The following is a 25,964-nucleotide window of genomic DNA, read 5'->3' on the forward strand; positions in this document are numbered from 1 at the left end:
TCTCGTCATTTGTCGTCCTGGACAACAAAAAGCTTGCACATCCGACGAGGACCTTTTATCGTGGAGCCACTCAGTCGAAGCGTTTCAACAATGGAGTTCCGAATGGCCACGATCCACGACGTCGCTCGCGTCGCCGGCGTGTCCATCAGCACGGTGTCGTACGCGCTCAGCGGCAAGCGATCGATCGGGCCGGCTGTTCGCGCTCGTGTGGATTCGGCCGTGGCCGAGCTGGGGTATCAGGCCAACGCCGGAGCGCGCATGCTCGCCGGAACCCAGACCAACATCCTGGCCCTGAGCGCTCCGATGCACGCCGAGACCCATCCGCCCGCCTTCATGTCCTTCGTCGTGTCGATCGCAACCGCCGCGCGCGAGGTCGACTACGACCTGCTCCTGCTGACCGAAACCGAGCCCCTGGCGGGTCTGCGTCGCGTCGCGTCGAGCAAGCTCGTCGACGGCATCGTGGTCATGGATGTCTCCACCGACGATCCGCGGGTCCCTCTGCTGCGCGATCTCCGACTCCCGTCCGCGATCATCGGGGTGCCGGACGACGTCGACGGGATGACCTGCGTCGACTTCGACTTCGAAGCCGCCGCCGACCTCGCCGTCGAGCGTCTTGCAGCACTCGGGCATCGTGAGATCGGCCTCCTCGGGCATTCCGCGGCCCTCTACGAGCGCGGAAGCAATTTCGCCCCGCGGTTCCGCGACGCCTTCCTGGCGTCCGCTGCGGCCCGAGGTGTCAAGGCCCTCTTCACAATGTCCGATCTCGGGTCCCGAGCCGACGTCGTCGGCGAGATGCGCCGAGAACTGCCCGGGATGACCGCGCTGGTCCTCAACTGCAACGAAGAAGAGCACCGTCGCGTGCTCCACAGCCTCGAGCGCGACGACGTCACGATCCCGTCCGACCTGGCCGTCGTCTCCGCGTGCTCGAGCTTCTCCACCGACAACTTCACGACCGCGCTCGACGTCATTCCGCTCCCGGCCGAGAAATCAGGTCGGCGGGCGGTCGAACTCACCATGGCTCAACTCCGTGGCGATTCTGAGGCGCACGTGGAGCTGATCCCACCCGAGTACGTCGCCAAGGGGTCGACGGTCTCCGTCTGATCTCTCTCCCGGAAGTTTTTTCGACGGCCCATTGTCGAAGCGCTTCGACACTCACCACTCCATCACCGATCCCGCACAACCCGCGGCGCCACCGGCGCCGACCTACAAGGAAGTAGACACGATGAAGAAGAACCGAATCGTCGCCCTCGCGGCGACAGCCACCGTCACCGCCCTGCTGGTCGCAGGCTGCTCGAGCGGCGGAGGCTCCAGCAGCCCGAGTTCCGCGACGGGCAAGGTGACTCTCAAATTCTGGTCCTGGGCTCCCGGCACCGACAAGCTGGTGGCCGAGTGGAACAAGTCGCATCCCGACATCCAGGTCAAGCACACCGATGCCGGCGGTGGCGACGCCTCCTCCGCGAAGCTGTTGACTGCCAGCCGGGCCGGCAACGCGCCCGACCTCTCCGCGGTCGAGTACACGACTCTCCCGTCGTTGATCGTCGCCGGTGTCCCCGTCGATCTGACGAAGGACGTCACGGCGGCGACGAAGAAGAACTACGCCAAGGGCACCCTGCAGCAGGTGACGTTCGACGGGCACATCTACGGACTGCCCCAGGACGTCGGGCCGATGGCCCTCATCTACCGCTCGGACATCCTCAAGAAGTACGACATCGCCGTTCCCACCACCTGGGACGAGTTCGGTGCCGCCGCCGCCAAGGTCAAGGCGGCCGACCCCTCCGCGACGCTGGCATCGCTTCCGCCGGACCAGACGGGTTTCTTCGCCGGGGTCGCGACGCAGGCCGGCGCCGAGTGGTGGAGCATCAAGAACGGCAAGTGGACAGTCGGGATCGCCGACAAGGCTTCGCTCGACGTCGCCGACTTCTTCCAGGGTCTCGCCGACAAGGGCTACATCTCGACGGAGCCGATCCTCACGCCGGCGTGGAACGCCGAGGTCAACACCGACAAGGTGCTCTCGTGGCCGTCCGCTCTGTGGGCTCCCGGTGTCATCTCGGGCGTCGCTCCGGCCACCGTCGGCAAGTGGACGATGGCGCCCCTGCCGCAGTGGAAGAAGGGTGACTCCGCCGTGGCGTACCAGGGCGGATCCGCCGTCATCGTGACCAAGGACTCCAAGCACACCAAGGAAGCCGCCGAGTTCGCCCAGTGGCTCAACGCCAGCAAGACCGGGGCGAGCAACCTCCTGACGATCTCGAACGTCTACCCGGCTGCCATCTCCGGCCAGCAGGACGCCACGAAGACGGCGCCGCCCGCGCTCATGCCGAAGCAGACCGACTACTACTCGACCGCCGCGAAGATCTCCTCCAACACGATCCCGGTCACCTGGGGGCCCGACTACAACGTGGCCAACACCGCTTTCGGCGACACGTTGAGCAAGGCCATCCAGGATCACACGTCGTGGAGCCAGGCGTTCAAGGACGTCCAGAAGACCGTCGTCGCCGACATGAAGAAGTCCGGCTTCAAGGTCACCAACTAGCAACTCGATCGATGGTCACCGCCGGCGCGCCACGCGCGCCGGCGGCCCGCGACGGAAGGACGGCCTCCATGACCGCAACGCTCACCCCGCGAACACCGACCACGGCCCGGTCACGCCCGTCACGGCGTCGTCGCGGTCGATCCGCCCCGTACTTCTTCCTGCTTCCCGCGCTCGTCCTGTTCGTGCTCTTCATGGTCGTCCCGATCATCTACGCGGCCTGGTTGAGCCTGCAGACGTATCGGATCGAGGGCGGCGGCATCCTGGGCACCCGAGTCCGCGTCTTCACGGGTCTCAGCAACTACGTCTCGGCGCTGACCGATCCGGATCTCCTCTCCGGCTTCGGCCACCTCGGGCTCTACGCGGTCATCGCCGTCCCCGTGACGCTGGGCCTGGCGCTGCTCTTCGCGCTGCTGCTCGACGTGCCGGCGGCCAGGGGCACCCGGTTCTCCCGGACCGCGATCTTCATCCCGTACGCCGTTCCCGGAGTCGTCGCGGCGCTCCTCTGGGGCTTCCTCTACCTGCCGGGTACGAGTCCGTTCTCCGACATCACGAACGCCCTCGGGCTCGGTTCGATCCCGTTCCTCAAGGAGCCCGGAATCTTCGGCTCGATGGCGAACATCTCGATCTGGGGCGGCGTCGGTTTCAACATGATCATCATCTTCACGTCGCTGAGAGGGATCCCGGCGGACATCTACGAGGCTGCTCGCCTGGACGGAGCGGACGAACGCCAGATCGCCCTGTCCATCAAGATCCCGCTCGTCGTTCCCGCGCTCGTCCTGACGGCGATCTTCTCGCTGATCGGCGCCCTCCAGCTCTACGGCGAGCCGACCACGCTGAAGCCGATGACCAGCATCATCAGCCAGACCTGGGTGCCGCTGATGACCATCTACAAGGACGCCTTCCTCACGGACGACCTCCCGTCCGCCGCGGCTCTCTCCGTCATCCTCGCCCTCGGAACCGTCGTCCTCTCGGCGATCGTTCTCGGCATCACCAACCGTCGTACCTCCGGAGCACGCTCATGACCGCCCCCACTCTGTCCACCGCACGGGCTCGCCGCTCGGATGCGCTCCCCCGCGGAGAGACGCGGATCTCCGCCGCGGCGTTCCCTGGGGCAAGATCGTCCCCACCGTCGTCCTCCTCCTCGGGGCGATCTACTGCCTCATCCCGGTCGCGTGGGTCTTCGTCGCCTCGAGCAAGTCGCCCGGCCAGTTGTTCTCCACGTTCACCTTCGCGCCGGGGACGGGGCTGTTCCAGAACCTCGCCGACCTCTTCTCCTACGGTGACGGACAGTTCGGTCTCTGGGCGCTGAACTCCGTGCTCTACGCGGGGCTCGGGGGCTTCCTCTCCACCCTGGTCTCGGCGATGGCCGGCTACGCCCTGGCGAAGTACGAGTTCCGGGGTCGGAGCCTCATCTTCTACTCGATCCTCGGCGGCGTCCTCATCCCCGGCATCACGCTCGCGATCCCGCAGTACCTGCTCCTGTCGGAGGTCGGGCTCGCCGGAAGCTATCTGTCGGTCCTGCTCCCGATCATCATCAGCCCGTTCGGCATCTACCTGTCCCGGGTCTACGCGGCCTCGGCCATCCCGACGGACACCGTCGAGGCCGCCAGGATCGACGGTGCCAGCGAGTTCCGGATCTTCCGCTCGATCGCGCTGCCGCTGATGGTCCCCGGCATGGTCACCGTCTTCATGCTGCAGTTCGTGGGCATCTGGAACAACTTCCTGCTGCCCTTCGTGATGCTGTCGGATCAGAGCAACTACCCGCTGACCGTCGGTCTGTACACGCTTCTCTCGAAGGGCTCGGGTACTCCGGCCCTCTACTCGCTCGCCATCACGGGTGCCGCCGTGTCGATCATTCCCCTCATCGTGCTCATGCTCGTCCTGCAGCGGTTCTGGAGGCTCGACCTCCTCTCCGGAGGTCTCAAAGGCTGATCGATCGCTCGAGCCCTCCCTCTTCACCACAACGGAAGTCCTTCTCCTTCATGCCCTCCAGACTCACCTCCCACTCGTCCGACCTTCGACCCGGTACGACGTTCCCAGCCGTAGCAGACGGCTTCGCGTTCGGCGGCGACTATTCGCCCGAGCAGTGGCCGGAGGAGGTCTGGCGGGAAGACGTCCGGCTGATGCGAGAGGCGGGAGTCACTTCGGTCAACGTCGGCGTCTTCTCCTGGGGGTGCATCGAGGTGGCCGACGGTGTCTTCGACTTCGGCTGGCTCGACCGAGTCCTCGATCTCCTGCACGAGAACGGAATCGGAGTGAACCTGGCGACGCCCACGGCCGCGCCGCCGATCTGGCTCCTCCGGGCGCACCCGGAGATCCTCCTGGTCGGTCCCACGGGCGTGCGCGTGTCGCAGGGCGGCCGCCTCGGCTGGTCGCCCAGCTCCGCGGTGTTCCGGCGCTACGCGCTCCGGGTCGTGGAAGCACTGGCACTGCGCTACGGCTCGCATCCCGCGCTGCGTCTGTGGCACGTCAGCAACGAGCTCGGCAACGAGAACAACCACTGCTACAGCGACGAGACCGCCGTCGCCTGGCAGCACTGGCTCGAGCGCAGATTCACCTCGATCGAGGCTCTGAACGAGGCCTGGGGCACGGCGTTCTGGGGACACGTGTACACGACGTTCGAGCAGGTCGAACCGCCGCGGTTCGCCGCCACGAGCCAGAACCCCGGGTTGCTGCTCGACTTCGAACGCTTCTCGAGCGACGCCCTCCTCGCCCACTACGAAGCCGAGCGTGAGGTTCTCCGCCGGGTCACGCCTCAGATCCCCATCACGACCAACTTCATGATCCAGAACCACCCCGGAGTCGCGGACTACGGTCGCTGGTCGCACGAGGTCGACATCGTCGCCAACGACCACTACACGATGGGATCCGATCCGGAGGGCTTCGGGGAGCTGGCATTCAGCGCCGACCGGACCAGGGGCATCGCCCACGGCGAGCCGTGGCTGCTCATCGAGCACTCGACCTCCGCCGTCAACTGGCAGCCTCGCAATCGAGCGAAGGGGCGCGGCGAACTGGCCAGGAACAGCCTCGCCCACATCGCCCGCGGCGCGGACGGCGCCCTGTTCTTCCAGTGGCGTCAGTCGTCGGCGGGGAGCGAGCAGTACCACTCGTCCGTCGTTCCACACGCGGGAGCGGACACGAAGGTCTTTCGCGAGGTGGTCGAGCTGGGAGCGGTGCTCGAGAGGATCGCGGAGGTGGCCGGCTCGGTGACCGAAGCGGCTCGGGTCGCGATCCTGTTCAGCGACGACTCGGCGGCGGCGCTCCGCTCCGGCCCGAAACCGAGCGTCGACCTCAACTCGCTCGACGAGGCCCTCGCCTTCCATCGCGCGCTCACCCGACTCGGGATCGCGGTCGACGTCGTCCCGCCGGGCACGCCGCTCGATCGGTACGACGTCGCGATCGTCGCGACCGTGTACTCCCTGCCCGAGACGGCCGCCGAGCAGGTGGCCGACTGGACAGCAGCCGGCGGAACCCTGGTGGTGACCCCGTTCAGCGGCCTCGTCGACGAGCACAACCGTGTGCTCACGGGCGGGTACCCGGGCGCTCTCCGCGAGCTCCTCGGCGTGCGTGTCGAGGAATTCTTCCCGCTGCTCGAAGGGGAATCCGTCGTTCTCAGCGACGGGTCGGTGGGCTTCATCTGGTCGGAGCTGGCGCAGAGTGCGGGTGCCGAGATCACCGCGTCGTACACGAGCGGTGCACTCGCGGGTGAACCGGCGGTCTTCCGGAACACGGTCGGGGACGGTGCGGCCATCTACCTGTCGACGCACCTCGATCCGGCCTCCAAGGCGGTCTTCGTCGAGGACCTCGTGAGGGGAGCGGGAATCGAGCCGGTCGCCGCGGGCGATCCCGGTCTCGAGCGTGTTCGGCGGATAGGGGCGAACGGCTCGTGGCTGTTCGCCATCAATCACGGCGACGAGCCCGCCTCGGTGGCCGCCACGGGGATCGACCTGGTGACGGGAGACCGGGCAGACGGTGCACTCGTCGTCGCCGCCGGAGCGGTCGCCGTGATCCGCGAGGAGGTCTCCGCATGAAGTTCACCGACGGTTTCTGGGAGACGCGAGACGGCTTCACCGCGCTCTACGCACAAGAGGCCCACGACGTCTGGGCCGACAACGGCGGCCTGCGGGCGTTCGCCCCGACGAAGCGGATCGTCTCCCGCGGCGACACCCTCAACCGCCCGATGCTGACCGTGTCGGTCACCTCGCCCCTGGAGAACGTCGTGCGCGTGCGGATCTCTCACCACGAGGGAGTCACCGGTCGGGGCGGCTTCGAGCTGCCCGGCCTCGATCCGGACAGTGCCGTCGGCGACGTCGTCCTCGATCCGGAAGGCGGGGGATCGCTGTCGACGGGGGACCTCAGGGTCACGATCGGCGCCGGAGCCCCCTGGTCGCTCGATTTCTCCGCGGGAGGCGAGCGACTGACCGGGTCGGGTCACCGGTCGGTCGGTCACATCACGGCGGACTCGGGGAGACCTTCGTCCACGAGCAGCTCGAGCTCGGTGTGGGCGAACTCGTGTACGGACTCGGGGAACGATTCGGGCCGCTCGTGAAGAACGGCCAGACGGTCGACATCTGGAACGCCGACGGCGGCACCTCCAGCGAGCAGGCCTACAAGAACGTCCCCTTCTACCTGACGAACAGGGGCTACGGAGTACTGGTCAACGACCCCGGAAAGGTCGCCTTCGAGGTCGGCTCCGAAGCCGTCGAACGCGTGCAGTTCTCCGTCCGGGGAGAGAGCCTCGAGTACTTCCTGATCTACGGGCCCACTCAGAAAGACGTGCTCGAGCGATACACGCAGCTGGCAGGACGACCCGCGCTGGTCCCGGCCTGGAGCTACGGCCTGTGGCTGACGACGAGTTTCACGACCGAGTACGACGAAGCGACCGTCACGTCGTTCATCGACGGATTCACCGCGCGCGATCTGCCCCTCGCGGCGTTCCACTTCGACTGCTTCTGGATGCGCGAGTTCAACTGGACCGATTTCGAGTGGGACAGCCGAGGATTCCCGGATCCCGAGGGCATGCTCGCCCGTCTTCACGACAGGGGGCTGCACACCTGCGTCTGGATCAATCCCTACATCGCTCAGCGCTCGCCGCTGTTCGCGGAGGCCGCATCGCAGGGCTTCCTCGTCGTACGCCCGAACGGGGACGTCTGGCAGTGGGACATGTGGCAGGCCGGGATGGGCATCGTCGACTTCACGAATCCTCGGGCGACCGCTTGGTACCAGGAGAAGCTCCGGAACCTGCTCCGGCAGGGGGTGGACTCGTTCAAGACCGACTTCGGCGAGCGGATTCCCATCGATGTCGTCTGGCACGACGGCAGCGAACCGGAGGCCATGCACAACCTCTATGCCCAGGCCTACAACCGCGCCGTCCACGAAGTCCTCGTCGAAGAGCGAGGTGAGCGGGATGCCGTCGTCTTCGCGCGCTCGGCGACCGTCGGCGGGCAGACCATGCCGGTGCACTGGGGCGGCGACAACTCGTCCAGCCACATCTCGATGGCGGAGTCGCTGCGTGGCGGGCTCTCCCTCGCCTACGGCGGGTTCGGCTTCTGGGCCCACGACATCGGCGGCTTCGAAGGGCTCCCCGACGCCGGCGTCTTCAAGCGGTGGCTCGCCTTCGGGCTGCTGTCGTCGCACTCGCGCCTTCACGGGTCGAGCTCGTATCGGGTGCCGTGGCTCTTCGACGAGGAGGCCGTCGACATCACCCGAGCGTTCACCACGCTCAAGCTCTCGCTCATGCCGTACCTCTTCCAGGCCGGAGTGGAAGCACACGAACACGGAATCCCCGTCATGCGGCCGATGACGCTGGAGTTCGATCGTGATCGCGCCGTCGAGCACCTCGACGCGCAGTACATGCTCGGCCCCGACCTCCTGGTCGCGCCCGTCTTCACCGCCGACGGAACAGTCGAGTTCTACCTTCCGAACGGGCTGTGGACCGACTGGTTCACGGGCGAGACCGTCGTCGGAGGCCGCTGGCGGACCGAGACACACGGTTTCCGCACGCTGCCGCTCTACGTCCGGGAGGGCGCCGTCGTCCCCGTCGGCTCGCGCACCGACCGCGCCGACTACGACTACCTCGACGACCTGACCCTCCGCGTCTTCCCCTCGACGGGGGCGGACTCCCGACGACTCACGGTCACCGATCAGGCCACGGGTGCCGCGACGACCTTCGACATCGATCGGGCCGCGGACGGCACGGTCACCGTCACCGGCGGAGATCCTGCGCGCTATCGCGTGGAGGTCGTCGGGTTCCCCGCAGGATCGGCGGTCCGGGCCGCGGGGTGAGCGCGGGATCGCTCCCGCCGACACCGCCTCGCCATCGATCAGGACGGCCGAGGCGCTACTGTCGAAGGCGGCGACTTCCCGGAGTCGCCGCCCGAAGCAGCGAACCGAGGAGAACACACCTTGTCACCACTGGCCGTCATCGTCCTCGCCGCGGGCCAGGGCACGCGCATGAAGTCCTCGACTCCGAAGGTGCTGCACCGCCTCGGAGGGCTGCCGCTGATCCATCACGTCCTCGAGTCGTCTCGCGCGCTCGAACCGGACCACCTCCACGTCGTCGTGCGGCACGATCGCGACACGGTCACGGCCAGCGTGCTCGAGGTCGCCCCGCACGCCGTGATGATCGACCAGGACGACGTCCCCGGCACCGGTCGAGCGGTCGAGCAGGCCGTCCAGGCGCTGCCCGGCGATTTCGAGGGCGACGTCGTGGTGGTGAGCGCCGACGTGCCGTTCGTCGACCACGGCACTCTGCAGAAGCTCCTCGAGCAGCACCGGAGCGCGGGCGCCGAGGTCACCCTGCTCAGCGCGATCCTGCAGGATCCCCGCGGCTACGGTCGCGTCATCCGCAACGGCGACGAGACGGTCGCCCGGATCGTCGAGCACAAAGACGCCACGGAGGCCGAGCTCGCGGTCGGTGAGATCAACTCGGGCACCTACGTCTTCACCGTCGCCTCGCTCCGCAAACACCTGCCGTTCGTCACGACCTCCAACTCGCAGAACGAGAAGTACCTCACCGACGTGGTCGGCCTCTCGACGACGAACGGCGGCACGGTGGCCGCGCTCGCCGTCGACGAGCCATGGCGCGTCGAGGGCATCAACGACCGCGTCCAGCTGTCGGTCGCCGCCCGTCGCCTCAACGACCGGATCGTCCGCCACTGGCAGCTCGAGGGCGTCACGATCGACGACCCGCAGACCACCTGGATCGACCGGGACGTGAGTCTCGCCCGCGACGTCGAGATCCTGCCGGGCACCCAGCTCAAGGGCGCGACCGTCGTCGAGACGGGCGCCGTCGTCGGGCCCGACACCACGCTGGTCGACACCGAGGTCGGCGAGCGAGCGGTGGTCAAGCGCACCGACGCCACCCTCGCCGTGATCGGTGCCGACGCGAGCGTGGGGCCCTTCGCCTACCTCCGACCCGGCACGATCCTCGGAGCAGGAGGCAAGATCGGCACCTACGTCGAGACGAAGAACGCGACCATCGGCGAGGGGAGCAAGGTTCCGCACCTGAGCTACGTCGGCGACACCGAGGTCGGTGTCGGCGCCAACATCGGGGCCGGCACGATCACCGCCAACTACGACGGCGTGAACAAGCACCGCACGGTCGTGGGGTCTCACGTTCGAACCGGGTCGCACAACGTGTTCGTCGCGCCCGTTAGGATTGGTGACGGAGCGTACACAGGTGCAGGAACCGTCGTCCGCAAAGACGTGCCGGCCGGATCCCTCGCCATCAACGTCGCTCCGCAGCGCACGATGAGCGGATGGGTCGAGGCCAAACGCCCGGGCACCGAGGCAGCGAAAGCGGCCGCGGCAGCCGAGGCTCTGGAAGCGGCCCGTGCGATCGAGACGTCGCAGAGCACCAGCGAGACGAACCACGATTGGGCCCCTGTGTCGACAGAGCGACGCACGGCCGAGGCCCCCGGGCCAGAGAGCGAGTGACGTGTCCGGAATCAAGATCACGGGCGAAAATCGACTCGTGCTGGTGACGGGTCGGGCACATCCTGCTCTCGCCGACGAGATCGCCCGCGAGCTCGGCACCGAGCTGACGCACACCGACGCCCGCACCTTCGCCTCGAGCGAGATCTATGCGCGCTACGACGACAGCGTCCGCGGTTCCGACGCCTTCGTGATCCAGTCGCACACGCGGCCGATCAACGAGTGGCTCATGGAACAGCTGATCATGGTCGACGCCCTCAAGCGGGCCTCCGCCAAGCGCATCACCGTCGTGGCCCCCTACTACCCCTACGCCCGCCAAGACAAGAAGGGCCGCGGCCGCGAGCCCATCTCCGCCCGCCTGGTCGCCGACCTCTTCAAGGCCGCCGGTGCTCACCGGATCATGAGCGTCGACCTGCACGCGCCGCAGATCCAGGGCTTCTTCGACGGCCCCGTCGACCACCTCTTCGCCATGCCCGTGCTGCTCAAGCACTTCCAGGAGAAGCTCGACCCCGAGACCCTCACCGTGGTCTCGCCCGACATGGGCCGCGTCAAGGTCGCCGACATCTGGAGCGAGAAGCTCGGCGCGCCCCTGGCCATCATCCACAAGCGTCGCGACCCCCGCGTCATGAACGAGGTCTCCGTCCACGAGATCGTCGGTCAGGTCGAGGGCGCGTCTGCCTTCTCGTCGACGACCTGATCGACACCGGTCGCACGATCGCGAAGGCGGCCGAGGCCCTCAAGAAGGCGGGCGCGCTGGGTGTCGTCGTCGCGGCCACCCACGCGGTGTTCTCCGATCCTGCGCCCGAGATCCTCTCCAACGAGTTCATCGACTCGGTCGTGGTGACCGACACGCTGCCCCTGACCGAGCACCAGCGCTTCGAGAGCCTCACCGTCCTGCCGATCGCCCCGCTCATCGCCCGGGCCATCCACGAGGTGTTCGACAACGGGTCGGTCACGAGCATGTTCGACGGCGCCGCCTGAGTCGGCCCGGCTTCGCCCCGAACGCCGAGTGGGCCGATTCGCACGTTCTCCGAAACGGAAGCGTGCAAATCGGCCCACTCGGCGCGGGTGCTCAGTGAGTGCTGGGCTCCGTCTCGATCTCGGAGCGGTCGTCCGACCAGAGGGTGTGGAACACCAGGTCGCTGTCGACGCGCTTGTAGGTGTGCGCACCGAAGAAGTCGCGCTGACCCTGGATCAGGCTCGCGGGCAGACGCTTAGCTGCAAGCGAGTCGTAGTAGCTGAGCGCGCTCGCGAAGCCGGGAACCGGGATCCCCGAGAGACTCGCCTTCGCGACGATGCGGCGCCACGCGTCTTCGCCGTCGGCGATGGCCTTGGCGAAGTACTCGTCTTCCAGCAGCGTCGCGATGGTGGAGTCGTTCTGGTACGCGTCGACGATGCGGTTCAGGAACTGCGCGCGGATGATGCAGCCACCGCGCCAGATCTTCGCGACGGCGCCCTTGTCGATGTCCCAGTCGTACTCTTTCGCGCCGGCGATGATGGCGTCGAAACCCTGCGCGTAGGCGACGATCTTGGAGGCGTAGAGCGCCTTCTGCACGTCGTCCTCGAAGCCCTCACCGGCTTCCTGCACGGTGGGCCGATTCTTCAGCGTCTTCTGCACGGCGGCGCGCTGATCCGGCTTCGACGACACGGCGCGCGCGAAGACGGCCTCGGCGATGCCGCCGACCGGAACGCCGAGGCCGACGGAGTTCTGAACCGTCCAGACGCCGGTGCCCTTCGAGCCCGCCTCGTCGACGATGACGTCGACCAGGGGCTTGCCGGTCTTGGCGTCCTTCTGCTTGAGGACCTCTGCCGTGATCTCGATCAGGTACGACTCGAGCTCGCCCTTGTTCCACTCCTCGAACACGGCCGCGATCGCGTCGGGGTCGTGGCCGCCGATGTGGCGCAGGAGGTCGTACGACTCGGCGATGAGCTGCATGTCGGCGTACTCGATGCCGTTGTGGATCATCTTGACGAAGTGCCCGGCGCCGTCGTGGCCGATGTGGGTCACGCACGGCTCGCCCTCGGCGACCGCGGCGATCGACTTCAGGATCGGTCCCAGCGTCTTCCAGGCCTCATCACTGCCGCCCGGCATGATCGACGGACCCTTTAACGCGCCCTCTTCACCGCCGGAGATGCCGGTGCCGACGAAGTTGAGCTTCTTTTCTTTCAGATCGTGCTCGCGACGGATGGTGTCCTGGAAGTTGGCGTTGCCGCCGTCAACGATGATGTCGCCCTCTTCGAACAGCCCGGCGAGCTGATCGATGACCGCGTCGGTGCCACGGCCCGCCTGGACCATGATGATCGCGGTGCGCGGCTTCGACAGCGAGTCGACGAAGTCTTCGATCGTCTTCGACGCGATGAACCCGGCCTCGCCGTGCTCCTCGATCAGGGTGTCGGTGCGCTCGGGGGAGCGGTTGTAGACGGCAACGGTGTTGCCCTCTCGGGAAGCAAGGTTCCGGGCCAGATTGGAGCCCATCACGGCGAGCCCCACGACGCCGATGTTCGCCTTGCCAGTGTTCTCTCCGTGTTCGGCCACGGTGCCTCCTTCGCTTGGTAACGACAATCTATCGATCCGTGCGCCGCCTTTCCCAGTGTGTGACGGCCCCAGGGCCTGCGGATGCCAGGTTCGACGTGGCGAGGCGCGTGCCGTAGACTCGACGACTGAACTTCGGCGAGGGATGCACGGCATCCGTGATCGACGCGGTGGGCGGACAAAAGGGGAGCGTTTCCCGGTCTTTCCTCACGCTGACAATGCGTTCGAGTTGAACACACCAGAACCCCTAGGAGAAAACCATGTCCGACGACAACAAGCTCGCGGTCGAGCTGCGCACCAACTTCGGCAAGGGAGCGGCTCGCAAGATCCGCGCCCTCGACAAGATTCCCGCCGTCCTCTACGGCCACGGCACCGACCCCGTGCACCTGACCCTCCCGGGTCACGAGACGATGCTCATCACGCGTCGCGCCAACTCGGTGCTCGAGCTCGACATCGAGGGCAAGGGCCAGCTCGCCCTCGTGAAGGACATCCAGCGCGACCCGGTTCGCCAGATCATCGAGCACATCGACCTGGTCATCGTCCGCGCCGGTGAGCGCGTCGAGGTCGAGGTCCCCGTCCACATCGAGGGCGAGTCGTACCCCGGCACGATCCACGTGGTCGAGTCCAACACCCTGCTGCTCGACGTCGAGGCGACTCACATCCCGCAGAACGTCGTCGTGTCGATCGAGGGCCTCGAAGAGGGCGCCCAGATCCAGGCCCACGAGGTCACGCTGCCCGCCGGCGCCAAGCTGGTCACCGACCCCGAGATCCTCGTGGTCAACATCAGCCTGCCTCGCGCCGAGGTCGCCGCCAGCGACGAGGAGACCTCGACCGAGGACGCCCCCGAAGAAGACGCTCCCGCAGAGTAGTCACTCCCTCGAAACGAAGGCGGACGTTCGCCGCGAATGGCTGACGACAACAGATGGCTCGTGGTCGGGCTCGGTAACCCCGGGCCCGGCTACGCTTCCACCCGGCACAACGTCGGGCAGATGGTGCTCACCCTGCTCGGCGACCGCCTGCAGTCGGGTTTCAAGAACCACAAGACGCAGGCGACCGTCGCCGAAGGGCGCAGTTTTCCCGGCGGCCCGCGGCTGGTCCTGGCGAAACCGTTGACCTTCATGAACGTGAGCGGCCCGCCGGTCGCCGCGCTCCTGCGCTACTACGACCTCGACGTGTCGCGGTTGATCGTCGTCCACGACGAACTCGACATCCCGTTCGACACCCTCAAGCTCAAGCAGGGGGCGGGCACGGCGGTCACAACGGCCTGCGCGACATCATCGCCGCCTGCGGCTCCAACGACTTCACGCGGGTCCGCGTCGGCATCGGCCGCCCTCCCGGTCGGCAGTCGGCGGCCGACTTCGTGTTGCAAGACTTCTCGGCCGCGGAGCGCAAGACGCTGCCCAACCTCCTCGACGAGGCGGCAGACGCCGTCGAACTGATCGCCGGCGACGGTCTCACCGCCGCCCAGCTGAAGTTCCACACCGCCGAGTAGCACCGACCTCGACGCCGCAACGCGTTTTGCAGACATCTCGACGTGCCGCGGCACGTCTCGATGTCCGCAAAACGCGTTGCGGCGGGCAGCGAACACCCCGGGCCAGTGTCGGGGGTGCCACGTAGACTTCGTCGAGTGATCCTTCAGGGCTTGATTCCTGCGCTTTCGCGCGCCTCCACGTTCGACGCTGCCCTGGCTCAGGCCGGTAGGTCCAGCGACTTCTCCCTCGTCGACGGCCTCCGCATTCCGCTGCTGGCAGGTCTTCTGTCCAGGCGCGAAGGGCCCCAGGCGCTCCTCGTCATCACGGCGACGGGCCGTGAGTCCGAGGCGGTTCGCACCTCTCTCGACAGCTATCTACCCGACGCCGAGATCCTCGAGTTCCCCGCGTGGGAGACCCTGCCGCACGAGCGCCTGAGCCCGAGCGCCGAGACGGTCGGCAAGCGCATCCACGCGCTCCGGCGGCTGGCCGCGTGGCAGAGGCAGGCCGACGCCGATCCTGCGGGCCTCCGCCCTCTGGTGCTCGTGGCCGGCGTCCGGGCGGCGCTGCAGCCGATCTCCGACAACCTCGCCGACATCGACCCCGTGGTGCTCACCACGGGCGAACGCGGCTACGACCTCACCACGATCGCCCTGCAGCTCGTCGACCTGGCCTACGCCCGCGTCGACATGGTCACGCGCCGCGGCGAGTTCGCCGTGCGCGGCGGCATCCTCGACGTGTTCCCGCCCACCTCCGAGCACCCCGTGCGCGTCGACTTCTTCGGCGACGAGGTCGACCAGATCCGCCTGTTCTCGGTGGCCGACCAGCGCAGCCTCGACACCGAGGTCGACAGCGTCGAGCTTCCGCCGAGCCGCGAGATGCTGCTCACGGAGGCGGTCCGGCAGCGGGCCCGCGAAATGCAGCACGAGTTCCCGAGCCTCTCGACGATGCTCGAGAAACTCGGCCAGGGCATCCCGGTCGAGGGCATGGAGTCGCTGGCGCCGGCCCTCGTCCACCGACTGGTGCCGCTGACCCACTACCTGCCGGCATCCTGCGCTGTCGCCGTGCTCTCACCCGAGCGCGTCGTCTCCCGCGCGAAGAGCCTGGCCGAGACCAACCGCGAGTTCCTCGAGGCGGCCTGGAGCGCCGCGACGGCCGGTGCCGAAGCTCCGATCGACCTCGACTCGGGCGACTTCCTGACGCCGCGCGACCTTCGCGACTCGGCCGGCGACCGCACGTGGTGGTCGCTGTCCGGCTTCGACGCGGGGCTGGTGCTCACCGACGAGGAGAAGATCGAGGCCGCGGGCGACTACGTGCGCCTCGACGCCGAGACGGTGCCGAGCTTCTCGGGCAACGCCGAGGGTGCGCTCGACCACGTGGCAGCCCGCGTGGCCGACGGCTGGAGCGTCGTCGTCACCGCCCGCGGCGCAGGCCTCGTCGAGCGGGCTCGCGACGTCCTGGCGGATCGCGGTATCGCGGCTCGTCTTCTCGACGCTCTGCCGCCCGAACTGGAGCCGGGGGTCGTGCACCTCGTCGCCGGCGGCATCGAAGCCGGCTTCGAGCTGCCCGACGCCAAGATCGCCGTGCTCGGCGAGTCCGACTTCTACGGTCGGGCTGCGGGCTACGAGTCGCGCCAGGTGAAGAAACTCGCCTCCCGGCGCAAGAACGTGGTCGATCCGCTGCAGCTCAAGACGGGCGACATCGTCGTGCACTCCACGCACGGCATCGGCAAGTTCCTCGAGCTCACCAGCCGTGAGGTGTCGACGGGCGGTCGCAACGCGGTCAAGCACAGCCGCGAATACCTCGTCCTCGAGTACGCCGCGTCGAAGCGCGGTCAGGCCGGAGACCGCCTCTACGTGCCGACCGACCAACTCGATCTCCTCAGCCGCTACGTCGGCGGCGAGGCGCCCAAGCTCTCGAAGATGGGCGGCAGCGACTGGTCGCAGGCGAAGGGCAAGGCCCGGAAGGCCGTCCGCGACATCGCCGTCGAACTCGTGAAGCTCTACTCGGCGCGCATGGCCTCCAAGGGCTACGCGTTCAGCCCCGACACCCCGTGGCAGCGCGAACTCGAAGAGGCGTTCCCATTCGCCGAGACGCCCGATCAGCTGACCACCATCGACGAGATCAAGGCCGACATGGAGCGGCCGATCCCGATGGATCGCCTCATCTCAGGAGACGTCGGCTACGGCAAGACCGAGGTGGCGATCCGAGCGGCGTTCAAAGCGGTGCAGGATGGCAAGCAGGTCGCGATGCTGGTGCCGACCACCCTCCTGGTCAAGCAGCACATGGAGACCTTCGCCGAGCGCTTCGCCGGCTTCCCCGTCCACCTCAGGGCCCTCAGCCGCTTCCAGTCCGCCAAGGAGTCGAAAGAGACCATCGCCGGCATCGCCGACGGAACGGTCGACATCGTCATCGGCACCCACCGCATCCTGACCGACGGCCTGGCGTTCAAAGACCTGGGGCTGGTCGTCATCGACGAAGAGCAGCGGTTCGGCGTCGAGCACAAAGACCAGCTGAAGAAGCTCAAGACCAACGTCGACATCCTGGCCATGAGCGCGACGCCGATCCCGCGCACGCTCGAGATGGCGGTCACCGGCATCCGCGAGATGTCGACGCTCGCCACGCCTCCCGAAGACCGCCACCCCATCCTCACGTTCGTCGGGCCCAACAGCGACCGGCAGGTCGCGGCCGCCATCCGTCGCGAGCTGCTGCGAGAGGGCCAGATCTTCTTCGTCCACAACCGTGTCTCGACCATCAACCGCACCGCGGCTCAGATCGCCGAACTCGTGCCCGAGGCCAGGATCGCGATCGCCCACGGTCAGATGCCCGAGTCGGCTCTCGAACAGGTCATGGTCGACTTCTGGGAGCGCAAGTTCGACGTGCTCGTCTCGACCACCATCATCGAGACCGGCCTCGACATCGCGAATGCGAACACTCTGATCATCGACCGGGCCGACCGGTACGGACTGTCGCAGCTGCACCAGCTCCGCGGCCGCGTGGGCCGCGGGCGCGAGCGCGGGTACGCCTATTTCCTCTACGACGCCGACAAGCCGCTCTCCGAGACCGCACAGGATCGCCTCGAAACGATCGCCGCGAACAACGAGCTCGGCGCGGGCATGCAGGTGGCGCTGAAAGACCTCGAGATCCGCGGCGCCGGAAACCTCCTCGGCGGCGAGCAGTCGGGCCACATCGCGGGCGTCGGCTTCGACCTGTACCTGCGCATGATCGGCGAGGCCGTCAACGCCTTCCGCGGCGACGTCGCCGAGGGCCAGACCGAGCTGCGGCTCGAGCTGCCCGTCGACGCGCACATCCCCGAAGACTACGTCGAGAGCGAGCGACTGCGTCTCGAGGCGTACCAGAAGCTCTCGACCGCTTCGTCGCCGACGTCCTCCGACGAGCAGATCACCCAGGTCCTCGAAGAGTTGACCGACCGCTACGGCGAGCCGCCGGCGCAGGTGCTCGCCCTCATCGAGGTCTCGCGGCTCCGCCGCATGGCCCAGAAGACCGGGCTGAGCGAAGTCGTGGCGATGGGCTCGAACGTGCGCGTGGCGTCCTTCGAACTCGCCGACAGCGTGCAGCTGCGGCTCCAACGGCTCTTCCCGGGTGCCCGCTACTTCGCGCAGACGAAGTCCGTCACCGTCCCGATGCCCCGCAAGCACGGCGAGCCCCTCCCCGACGCCGAGCTGATCACCTGGGTCGAGCAACTGCTCACCAGCGTCTACGGCGCGGAGGCCGCACGCCCCGCGGCCGACAGCGCTGCGTCGCAGGGCTAAGGCGCGGCGGCGCGCCCGGGTTGCCAGCGGTAGGCCGGTGGCCGCTGGCCGGTGGGCGCCAGGCCTGCCCGCTGGCCAGTGGGCGCCAGGCCTGCCCGCTGGCCGGTGCGCGCCGGGCCTACCCGGTGGCAACTCAGGAAAAACCCGTGATTTCTGCCTCGTGACGGGCAGAATCACGGGTTTCTCCTGAATTGCCGACACGGCACGCGGGCAGCGGCGTTGCGGCAGCCGCGCGGGACCGCAACAGTGGGGGACCGCAACAGTGCGGCAACCGTGCGGCGAGAACCGACCTAGCCGCGACCCGACGCGGCGGCACCGGCACCGGCGCCGCTGCCGGAAGCGCCAGCAGCCGCGGCCAGGCGCCGGCGGCGGTCGGCGCGCTTGAGCGAACTGACCAGGACCGCGGCGACGACGATCGAGATCGCCGACCCGAGAAGCACGGCGAGGGTGCCCTCGTCGACGATCTCGGCCGACTTCTTGAACGCCAGCTCGTTCATCAAGAGCGACACGGTGAAGCCGATGCCGCCGAGCATGGCGACGGTGACGAGTTCGACGGTGCTCAGCGTCTGGCTTCGACGCGCGGGGTCGGGGTCGCGGAAGATGCGCGACGCGACGCTACCGGCGATGGTGATGCCGATGAGCTTGCCGACCGGAAGCGCGACGACGATGGCCCAGAACACCGGGCTGAGCTGGCCGAGCCCGACGCTCGGTACCGCCACGGCCGCCGCGGCGAAGGCGAAGATCGGCAGGACGATCCCGTTGGTGATCGGCTCGAGGGTGTGCACCGCTTTGCGCGCGGGCCCCAGCGGCAGAACGAGCCCCACCGCCACGGCCGCGATCGTCGCGTGCACGCCCGAGCGGTAGACGAGGTACCAGGTGACGACGGCGAGCACGACGACCACCACCACGGCGAGGACTCCGGCGGCACCGCGATGGCGCCCGAGGAACCGACCGGCGACGAAGGTCGCGACCACCGCGACGATGCCCAGGCCGAGGAAGAGCAGGTTGCTGCCGTGCGTGAAGAACACCGCGATGATCAGGATCGCGACGAGGTCGTCCAGGACCGCGAGCGCGAGCAGGAACACCCGGATTCGCCCGGGAAGGGCGGAGCCGAACACCGCCAGCACCCCGAGCGCGAAAGCGATGTCGGTCGCCGTGGGGATCGGCCAGCCCGAACCGTACGCGGTGCCGAGCGTGATGAGCGCGTAGATTCCCGCCGGTGCGAGCACCCCGCCGATGGCCGCTATGGCGGGGACGATGGCCTTCGAGACGGTGTTGAGATCGCCGCGGATCAGCTCGTGCTTCAGATCGACGGCGACCACGAAGAAGAACAGGGCGAGAAGGCCATCACTGACCCAGTGCCCGACCGACAGGTCGAGGCCGATCGCAGGCAGGTCGAGGTGATGGTTCTTGATGGCCAGGAGGCCGGGGCCCGTGGGCAGGTTGGCGAGGACGAGCCCGAGGACGGCGGCCCCGAGAAGGAGACCGGCGGAGGCGCGTTCGGAACGGAAGAGGCTCATGGCGTCCTGTCAAAAGAGGGTCGGCTGCAAAGTTGTCGACCAGGCTTCCCGACTCACCGAGAACGATTCTATCGTGAGGGGTCCGACATTCGGCGACGGGAGCGCAGTGGAGAACACGAAGTCCGAGGAGGCGCTCCGAGCGCTCGAAGCCACGGTCGATTCACTCCTGGATCCGCCCGGCTGCGAGTGGAATCGATCCCAGACCCACCGGTCGCTCGTCACGTACCTCGTGGAGGAGTCGTTCGAGCTCGTCGAGGCGATCGAAGACGGCACCGTCGACGACCTCCGGGAGGAGCTCGGCGACGTGCTGTATCAGGTGGTGCTCCATGCCGGGATCGCCGAACGCGCGGGAGAGGGCTTCGGCCTGGCGGAGGTCATGGCCGAGGTCGATGAGAAGATCCGGCGCCGCCACCCCCACGTCTTCGGCGACGACACGGCGTCGGACGTCGACGACATCGTGCGTCTCTGGTCGCTCGCGAAGGCGCGCGAGAAGAAGTCGCGGGCGAGTGCGTACGACGGCGTGCCCGTCGGGTTGCCGGCTCTCGCACGGGCGCAGAAGGTCGCGGCGCGGGCGGAAGCCGAGCGGGCGCGTCGAGGCGAGGGCGCAGGATCCTGCCCCCTCGTCCGGCAGAAGACGAGAGTGCCCCCGACTCGGAGGAGGCGTGGGGTCTGTGGTTGCTCTCGCACGTGGACGCGGCCTCGGAGCGAGGCTGGGACGCGGAACGCGCCCTCCGCGGGGCGGTCCGAGAGCGTGAGGCGAGCCTTCGTCGAGCCGAGGCTGCTCGACGAGAGTCGGCCGGCGACGCCTGATCTGGCTGGGATCCGGACGCCGACAGACGTGAGGGAGGTGGCGGGGCGCCCCACAACCCGAATAGAGGGGACCCCGCCCGAGCAGGTGATCAGCCATGCTCGACCGCGCTTGTTCAGCGCGGTGGTTCCATCATACACACAAGTGAAATGTCATAAAATCGTTCACGGTATTTCAGAAGTTTCGCACGAATTTCAGCGGGCTCCGGAGGCCGCTCACGGCCTGCTCCGTCCCGCTGTCTAGCGTCTGTTATGGTGATCGTTGCTCGCCGGGGCTGCGTAGGGCGGCCCGCGACGGCGACACACGAAAGACGATATCGATGCCGCGCAAACCTGACCCGACCCGCAAGCCTGAGCTGCTCGGTCAGATTCTCGATCATCTCACGGGGCGGACGCTGGCGACGGTCTCTTTCCGCACTCTTGCCGAAGCGCTCGGGGTCAGCACCTACGTGTTCGTCTACCATTTCGGGAACCGCGCTCAGCTCGTCGACGAGATCGTCCGAGCGATCGTGGCCCGCCAGGACGACCTGCTGGCAGTCGACCCCGCCGAGCTCGACGAAGGCGCCTGGCGCGAGTTCATGTCGTCGTCCTGGGAGGTCGTCTCGTCGCCGCGGAACCTCCAGCTGCAGCGACTCGAGTACGAAGCCGCGATGCTCGAGATGATCGAGGGCCGGGGGTCGGGTATCTCGCGCTCGGCGGTGGCCAAATGGCACGCATTCGCGGCGGCGTGGTGCGTCGCTCGCGGAGTGCCGGCCGACCAGGCAGACGTCGAAGCGCGCCTGTTCACGGATGCCGTGTACGGCCTGCAGTACGACGCGCTCGCCACCGGCGACGTCCGGGGCGTGACCGCCGCCTTCGACTTGCACGTCGACGCCTTCGCGCACCGCGTGCGAGCCCTCGCCGGGGTTTCGGCGGCCTGAGCCGCCGCACTCGCGCGCGCTCGGGCGGCCTGAGCCGCCGCGCTCTGACGCAGGCCGTCGGCACGTCGCGGTCGGCCTCGTAGGCCGGAGCCGCGCGCCGTAGCCGCGCGCCGCGCCAGCACGCCTGAGCCAGCAAGCCTGCGCCAGCAAACCCGCGCCTGCAAGCCCGCGCCAGCCGGGCGAGTGGCGGTGCCCGGTGTTCTCGCACCGGGCGCCGCCGGCCAGCCCGGATCGCTTCCGCAGGGAAGGAGCGAGCCGTCTGGCAGACAGACGTGCAACCCGATTCACGTCTGTCGTCGTGTGGCCGAGGGAAGGCCCCTCGGCCGAGTTTGGAGAGCCGGTCGAACCGCTGCGAGCTCGACCGACAGATCTAGAGTACATGAAATGTCACATCCGCGCAACGAGTCGTTCGAGCGCCCCGTCTCCGGTCTGGAAGAATCGCCTCATGCCTTCTCCCGTCACCCCGCCCCGCGGCATGCGCGACTTCCTCCCCGCCGACAAACGTCGCCGCGACCTCGTCCTCGACGTCATCCGCTCGACCTACCGCTCCTTCGGATTCGACGAGATCGAGACCCCGGTCGTCGAAGACAGTGCGCGGCTGCACGCCGGCCTCGGCGGCGACAACGAGAAGCTGGCGTTCGCGGTGATGCGTCGCGGCATCGGGGTCGAAGACCTGCGCGGGGCGGAGACGCCCCTCGACCTCGCCGACCTCGGCCTCCGCTTCGACCTCACGGTGCCGCTGGCCCGCTTCTATGCGACGCACCGGGCCGCCCTCCCTCCCGTGTTCCGATCGATTCAGATCGCTCCCGTCTGGCGCGCCGAGAAGCCGCAGAAGGGGCGCTACCGCCAGTTCGTCCAGTGCGACATCGACATCATCGGCGAACCGGGCGCCATGGCCGAGATCGAACTGCTGTCGGCGACGTCGGCCGTGCTGGGTGAACTCGGGCTGACCGGAACCTCGATCCGGATCAACGATCGCAGGATCCTGCTCGCCCTCCTTTCGCACTGGAAGGTACCGATCGAGCGCTTCGACCTCGCTCTCGTCATCATCGACAAGCTCGACAAGATCGGCGTCGCCGGGGTCGTGAAAGAGCTTTCCGAGATCGGAGTACCGGTCGACGGCCTCGCCGAGCAGCTCGAAGAGCTCGCCGGAGCCACCTGGGAGTCGGTGTCCGCTCCCTCCCACCCCGAGTGGCTCGATGCCGGCGCGTTCGCCGATCTCCTGGCGCTCAGGGCGGCCCTTCCCGAGGCCCGACTCGAGTTCGATCCGACCCTGGTCCGCGGCATGGGCTACTACACCGGCACGATCTTCGAGGTCGCTCACCCCGACTTCGGCTACTCGCTCGGCGGTGGCGGCCGCTACGACGGAATGATCGGCCGGTTCCTCGGGGCCGACGTTCCGGCCGCCGGTTTCTCGCTGGGCTTCGAGCGCCTGGTCGACCTCGTGGAGCTGCCGGCCGACGCGAGCGGCGAAGGAGTCGTTCTGCTGTACGACGAGGCGCAGGATCCTGCCGCCCTCGTCCGTCTCCAACACGAGGTCGCTGCGACGCAGGGCCGGGTGAGACTCGATCGCAAGGCCAAGAACCTGAAGAATCAGCTGTCCGGCCTGGCTGCGCTCGGCTACGGCCGATTCGCGATCGTGTCTCGCGCCGAGGTGTCGGCCGACGAGCTGGAGTTCCGCACCTTGGCGTGATCCTCGTGAATTCTGGCGGGCTGCCCTGTGGATAACAGCAGCAGCGGTTTTCCCGCGGTGACTAGGATTGGTGCGGGCTTCGGCCCCTCGAAAACAACACGATCTAAGGAGTTTTCCGTGGCAGCAATCGACGCCGTAGGCGCCCGCGAAATCCTCGACTCGCGGGGCAACCCCACGGTCGAGGTCGAAGTCCTGCTCGACGACGGTGTCGTCGCCAGGGCCGCCGTTCCCTCGGGTGCGTCGACCGGTGCCTTCGAGGCCTACGAGCTCCGCGACGGAGACAAGGCCCGCTACCAGGGCAAGGGCGTGCTCAAGGCCGTCGACGCCGTGATCGACGAGATCGGGCCGGCCATCGAAGGTCTCGACGCCACCGATCAGCGTCTGATCGACCACGCGATGATCGAGCTCGACGGCACCGAGAACAAGAAGCGCCTCGGGGCCAACGCCATCCTCGGCGTCTCGCTGGCCGTCGCCCGTGCCGCCGCCGACTCGGCCGACCTTCCGCTGTTCCGCTACGTCGGGGGCCCCAACGCGCACACGCTGCCCGTCCCGATGATGAACGTCATCAACGGCGGTTCGCACGCCGACAGCAACGTCGACATCCAAGAATTCATGATCCTGCCGATCGGTGCCTCCTCCTTCTCCGAGGCGCTCCGCTGGGGCACCGAAACATACCACGTGCTCAAGAGCGAGCTGAAGTCGAAGGGGCTGTCGACCGGTCTCGGCGATGAGGGCGGCTTCGCGCCGAACCTCGACAGCAACCGCGCGGCGCTCGACCTGCTCGTCGAAGCGATCACCAAGGCCGGCTTCACGCCCGGCAAAGACATCGCGCTGGGCCTCGACGTGGCTTCGAGCGAGTTCTTCACCGACGGCTCGTACGCCTTCGAAGGCGGCTCCAAGTCGGCCGAAGAGATGTCGGCGTACTACGAAGAGCTCGTGGCGTCCTACCCGCTGGTCACGATCGAAGACCCGCTCGACGAAGACGACTGGGAGGGCTGGGCTCACCTGACCTCCGTCATCGGCTCGAAGGTTCAGATCGTCGGCGACGACCTGTTCGTCACCAACCCGACACGTCTGGCCCGCGGCATCGAGGCCGGCGCCGCCAACGCGCTGCTGGTCAAGGTGAACCAGATCGGCACGCTGACCGAAACCCTCGACGCCGTCGCGCTCGCGCAGCGTTCCGGGTACAAGACCGTCATGTCGCACCGCTCGGGCGAGACCGAAGACACGACGATCTCCGACCTCGCGGTCGCAACCGACGGCGGCCAGATCAAGACCGGCGCGCCGGCTCGTTCTGAGCGCGTCGCGAAGTACAACCAGCTCCTCCGCATCGAAGAAGAGCTCGGCGACGCCGCCGTCTACGCCGGTCGCAGCGCTTTCCCGCGCTTCACCGCGTAGTACTCGCGCCGCCACCGTCCAGGCTGAGGCCCGTCCCGCGTTCGCGCGGGGCGGGCCTTCGTTTTGCTCGTCGGGCGCCGTCGCCGGGCTGCCCTCCCTGTGCCCGGCGCTCCTTCGTGCGACGCGCGCTCCCGAAATCGAAGGGGATTTTCGCGCAGACCCGCTTCGAGCCGCATGGGTTGCGCCGCCCACCGAGAATTCCCTTCGATTTCAGGAGACGCCGGGCAGCGGAGCAGGATCCCGCGCAGTTGTCGCTTAGGGTCGGAGCATGCCCCGCGACACCACCGACCACGCCACGAGCGACGACGCCGGCAAGAACCGCCGCGTGCCCGTGAGCCTGCCGGCGATGGAGACCGCCGCAGGAGGTTGGCTCCGCGGCATGCGCTTCTCGGGGTTCAGTCTGCTGATGCTGGTGATCATCGTCCTGTTCGTCGTGATCCTGGCCCCGAGTCTCCGTACTCTGATCCAGCAGCAGCAACAGATCTCGTCGCTGCAGTCAGCTGTCGACAAGCAGAAGTCCGACGTCAACGCTCTGAAAGACGACGTCGCGCGCTGGAACGACCCCGCCTACATCGAGGCGCAGGCCCGCGATCGGCTGCTCTACGTGTATCCCGGCGAGTACAGCTATCTCGTCATGAATGCCGACAAGGCGTCGACGACGCCCACCACGTCGTCGGGCGCAGCGATCTCGAAGAAGATCCAGACCCCCAAGGTCGACTGGGTCGGCGCCATGATGTCGTCGGTCCTCGACGCCGGGCTCACCGACGAGCCCGCGACGAAGCTCGTGGCCCCCGACATCAGCGGCAGCAAATAGCCGAATCGGCCAGGTATCGTGGAGGGCTCATGACAACGCCTCCCTTCGCCCCCGTGACCGAGCACGACGTCTTCGTCGTGACCCAGCAGCTGGGCCGACCCGCGCGTGACGTCATCGGCGTCGCAGCGCGCTGTGTGTGCGGCAACCCGACCGTCGTCTCGACGAAGCCGCGCCTCGGCGACGGAACCCCGTTCCCCACTCTCTATTACCTGTGCCACCCCGGTGCGACGGCCGCCATCTCGACCCTCGAGGCGAACGGGGTCATGGCCGAGTTCACCGAGTTGCTCGCCGCCAGCCCCGAGCTGCAGAGCCAGTACCTGGCCGCGCACGAGGCCTATCTCAGCGACCGCGAGAGCATCGAGCACGTCGACGAGATCGACCATGTCACTGCGGGTGGCATGCCCGAGCGCGTCAAGTGCCTGCACGCGCTCGCCGGCCACGCCTTGGCGGCGGGCCCGGGCGTGAATCCGTTCGGTGACCTCGCTCTCGAGCGCGCCGCGTGGAGCCCCGACGTCTGCACGTGCCCCGACTACTCCGCGGCCACCGACGCCCCAGCAGCCGAGTAGAAACGC

At 67.9% G+C, this 25,964-nt stretch carries 17 protein-coding genes and 3 pseudogenes; 18 read left to right on the top strand and 2 right to left on the bottom strand.

Annotation, left to right across the window (positions count from 1 at the left end):
- The first annotated feature begins 102 nt into the window (after nucleotides 1-102).
- The 9 genes and pseudogenes from QUE79_RS09025 (at nucleotide 103) to QUE79_RS25430 (ending at nucleotide 11,446) form a co-directional block, all read left to right on the top strand.
- Nucleotides 103-1,101 carry a LacI family DNA-binding transcriptional regulator gene (locus QUE79_RS09025; protein ID WP_286346370.1) on the top strand — a complete coding sequence of 333 codons (999 nt, stop codon included), beginning with the start codon at nucleotides 103-105 and terminating at the stop codon, nucleotides 1,099-1,101.
- A gap of 121 nt (nucleotides 1,102-1,222) precedes the next feature.
- Nucleotides 1,223-2,530, top strand: a complete 1,308-nt coding sequence (locus QUE79_RS09030; RefSeq protein WP_286346371.1) for an ABC transporter substrate-binding protein — start codon at nucleotides 1,223-1,225, stop codon at nucleotides 2,528-2,530.
- Nucleotides 2,531-2,598: 68 nt separating this feature from the next.
- Nucleotides 2,599-3,552 (top strand): carbohydrate ABC transporter permease, encoded by a 954-nt coding sequence (locus QUE79_RS09035; protein WP_286346372.1) that lies wholly within the window; start codon nucleotides 2,599-2,601, stop codon nucleotides 3,550-3,552.
- 187 nt (nucleotides 3,553-3,739) lie between these two features.
- Nucleotides 3,740-4,462: a carbohydrate ABC transporter permease gene (locus QUE79_RS09040; protein ID WP_350271672.1), complete on the top strand. Its 723-nt coding sequence runs from the start codon at nucleotides 3,740-3,742 to the stop codon at nucleotides 4,460-4,462.
- Nucleotides 4,463-4,512: 50 nt separating this feature from the next.
- A complete protein-coding gene (locus tag QUE79_RS09045) occupies nucleotides 4,513-6,561 on the top strand; it encodes a beta-galactosidase (protein WP_286346373.1) in 2,049 nt (682 codons plus the stop codon).
- Nucleotides 6,558-8,815, top strand: a pseudogene (gene yicI, locus QUE79_RS09050) (alpha-xylosidase). The gene QUE79_RS09045 and the pseudogene yicI overlap by 4 nt, the downstream one beginning before the upstream one ends.
- 120 nt (nucleotides 8,816-8,935) lie before the next feature.
- Nucleotides 8,936-10,468: a bifunctional UDP-N-acetylglucosamine diphosphorylase/glucosamine-1-phosphate N-acetyltransferase GlmU gene (glmU, locus tag QUE79_RS09055; protein WP_286346374.1), complete on the top strand. Its 1,533-nt coding sequence runs from the start codon at nucleotides 8,936-8,938 to the stop codon at nucleotides 10,466-10,468.
- Nucleotides 10,469-10,511: 43 nt separating this feature from the next.
- A pseudogene (prs, locus tag QUE79_RS25425) lies at nucleotides 10,512-11,087 on the top strand (ribose-phosphate diphosphokinase); the annotation flags it as partial.
- Nucleotides 11,030-11,446 (top strand): phosphoribosyltransferase family protein, encoded by a 417-nt coding sequence (locus tag QUE79_RS25430; protein ID WP_350271690.1) that lies wholly within the window; start codon nucleotides 11,030-11,032, stop codon nucleotides 11,444-11,446. The pseudogene prs and the gene QUE79_RS25430, both read left to right, overlap by 58 nt.
- Before the next feature lie 91 nt (nucleotides 11,447-11,537).
- Here the strand turns inward: QUE79_RS25430 and gnd are convergent, their stop codons facing one another.
- Nucleotides 11,538-12,941 carry an NADP-dependent phosphogluconate dehydrogenase gene (gene gnd / locus QUE79_RS09065; RefSeq protein WP_434011052.1) on the bottom strand — a complete coding sequence of 468 codons (1,404 nt, stop codon included), beginning with the start codon at nucleotides 12,939-12,941 and terminating at the stop codon, nucleotides 11,538-11,540.
- A gap of 317 nt (nucleotides 12,942-13,258) precedes the next feature.
- On the opposite strand from gnd, the gene QUE79_RS09070 reads away from it, so the two are divergent.
- The 3 genes and pseudogenes from QUE79_RS09070 (at nucleotide 13,259) to mfd (ending at nucleotide 18,240) form a co-directional block, all read left to right on the top strand.
- Entirely contained in the window at nucleotides 13,259-13,867 is a 609-nt protein-coding gene (locus tag QUE79_RS09070) for a 50S ribosomal protein L25/general stress protein Ctc (RefSeq protein WP_286346376.1), read from the top strand.
- 36 nt (nucleotides 13,868-13,903) lie between these two features.
- A pseudogene (gene pth, locus QUE79_RS09075) lies at nucleotides 13,904-14,490 on the top strand (aminoacyl-tRNA hydrolase).
- 135 nt (nucleotides 14,491-14,625) lie between these two features.
- Complete coding sequence (gene mfd / locus QUE79_RS09080) at nucleotides 14,626-18,240, top strand: transcription-repair coupling factor (protein ID WP_286346377.1); 3,615 nt, start codon at nucleotides 14,626-14,628, stop codon at nucleotides 18,238-18,240.
- Between the two features lie 290 nt (nucleotides 18,241-18,530).
- Here mfd and QUE79_RS09085 read toward each other — a convergent pair whose 3' ends face one another.
- On the bottom strand, nucleotides 18,531-19,760 hold the full coding sequence (locus tag QUE79_RS09085) for a Na+/H+ antiporter NhaA (protein ID WP_286346378.1): 1,230 nt from the start codon (nucleotides 19,758-19,760) through the stop codon (nucleotides 18,531-18,533).
- 106 nt (nucleotides 19,761-19,866) lie between these two features.
- Between QUE79_RS09085 and QUE79_RS09090 the strand changes: the two genes are divergently transcribed.
- The 6 genes from QUE79_RS09090 to QUE79_RS09115 all read left to right on the top strand — a co-directional run bounded on the left by QUE79_RS09090 (nucleotide 19,867) and on the right by QUE79_RS09115 (nucleotide 25,958).
- Nucleotides 19,867-20,811, top strand: coding sequence for a MazG nucleotide pyrophosphohydrolase domain-containing protein (locus QUE79_RS09090; protein WP_286346379.1), 945 nt, complete (start codon nucleotides 19,867-19,869; stop codon nucleotides 20,809-20,811).
- A 76-nt stretch (nucleotides 20,812-20,887) separates the two neighbouring features.
- Entirely contained in the window at nucleotides 20,888-21,487 is a 600-nt protein-coding gene (locus QUE79_RS09095; RefSeq protein WP_286346380.1) for a TetR/AcrR family transcriptional regulator, read from the top strand.
- A 445-nt stretch (nucleotides 21,488-21,932) separates the two neighbouring features.
- Nucleotides 21,933-23,180: a histidine--tRNA ligase gene (hisS, locus tag QUE79_RS09100; protein WP_286346381.1), complete on the top strand. Its 1,248-nt coding sequence runs from the start codon at nucleotides 21,933-21,935 to the stop codon at nucleotides 23,178-23,180.
- A 117-nt stretch (nucleotides 23,181-23,297) separates the two neighbouring features.
- Nucleotides 23,298-24,578, top strand: a complete 1,281-nt coding sequence (gene eno, locus QUE79_RS09105; RefSeq protein WP_286346382.1) for a phosphopyruvate hydratase — start codon at nucleotides 23,298-23,300, stop codon at nucleotides 24,576-24,578.
- Between the two features lie 268 nt (nucleotides 24,579-24,846).
- Nucleotides 24,847-25,392 carry an FtsB family cell division protein gene (locus tag QUE79_RS09110; RefSeq protein WP_286346383.1) on the top strand — a complete coding sequence of 182 codons (546 nt, stop codon included), beginning with the start codon at nucleotides 24,847-24,849 and terminating at the stop codon, nucleotides 25,390-25,392.
- A 29-nt stretch (nucleotides 25,393-25,421) separates the two neighbouring features.
- Complete coding sequence (locus QUE79_RS09115; RefSeq protein ID WP_286346384.1) at nucleotides 25,422-25,958, top strand: DUF501 domain-containing protein; 537 nt, start codon at nucleotides 25,422-25,424, stop codon at nucleotides 25,956-25,958.
- Nucleotides 25,959-25,964 lie beyond the last annotated feature (6 nt).

It is taken from the genome of Frondihabitans sucicola (genome assembly GCF_030296615.1).
Classification (GTDB): domain Bacteria; phylum Actinomycetota; class Actinomycetes; order Actinomycetales; family Microbacteriaceae; genus Frondihabitans; species Frondihabitans sucicola.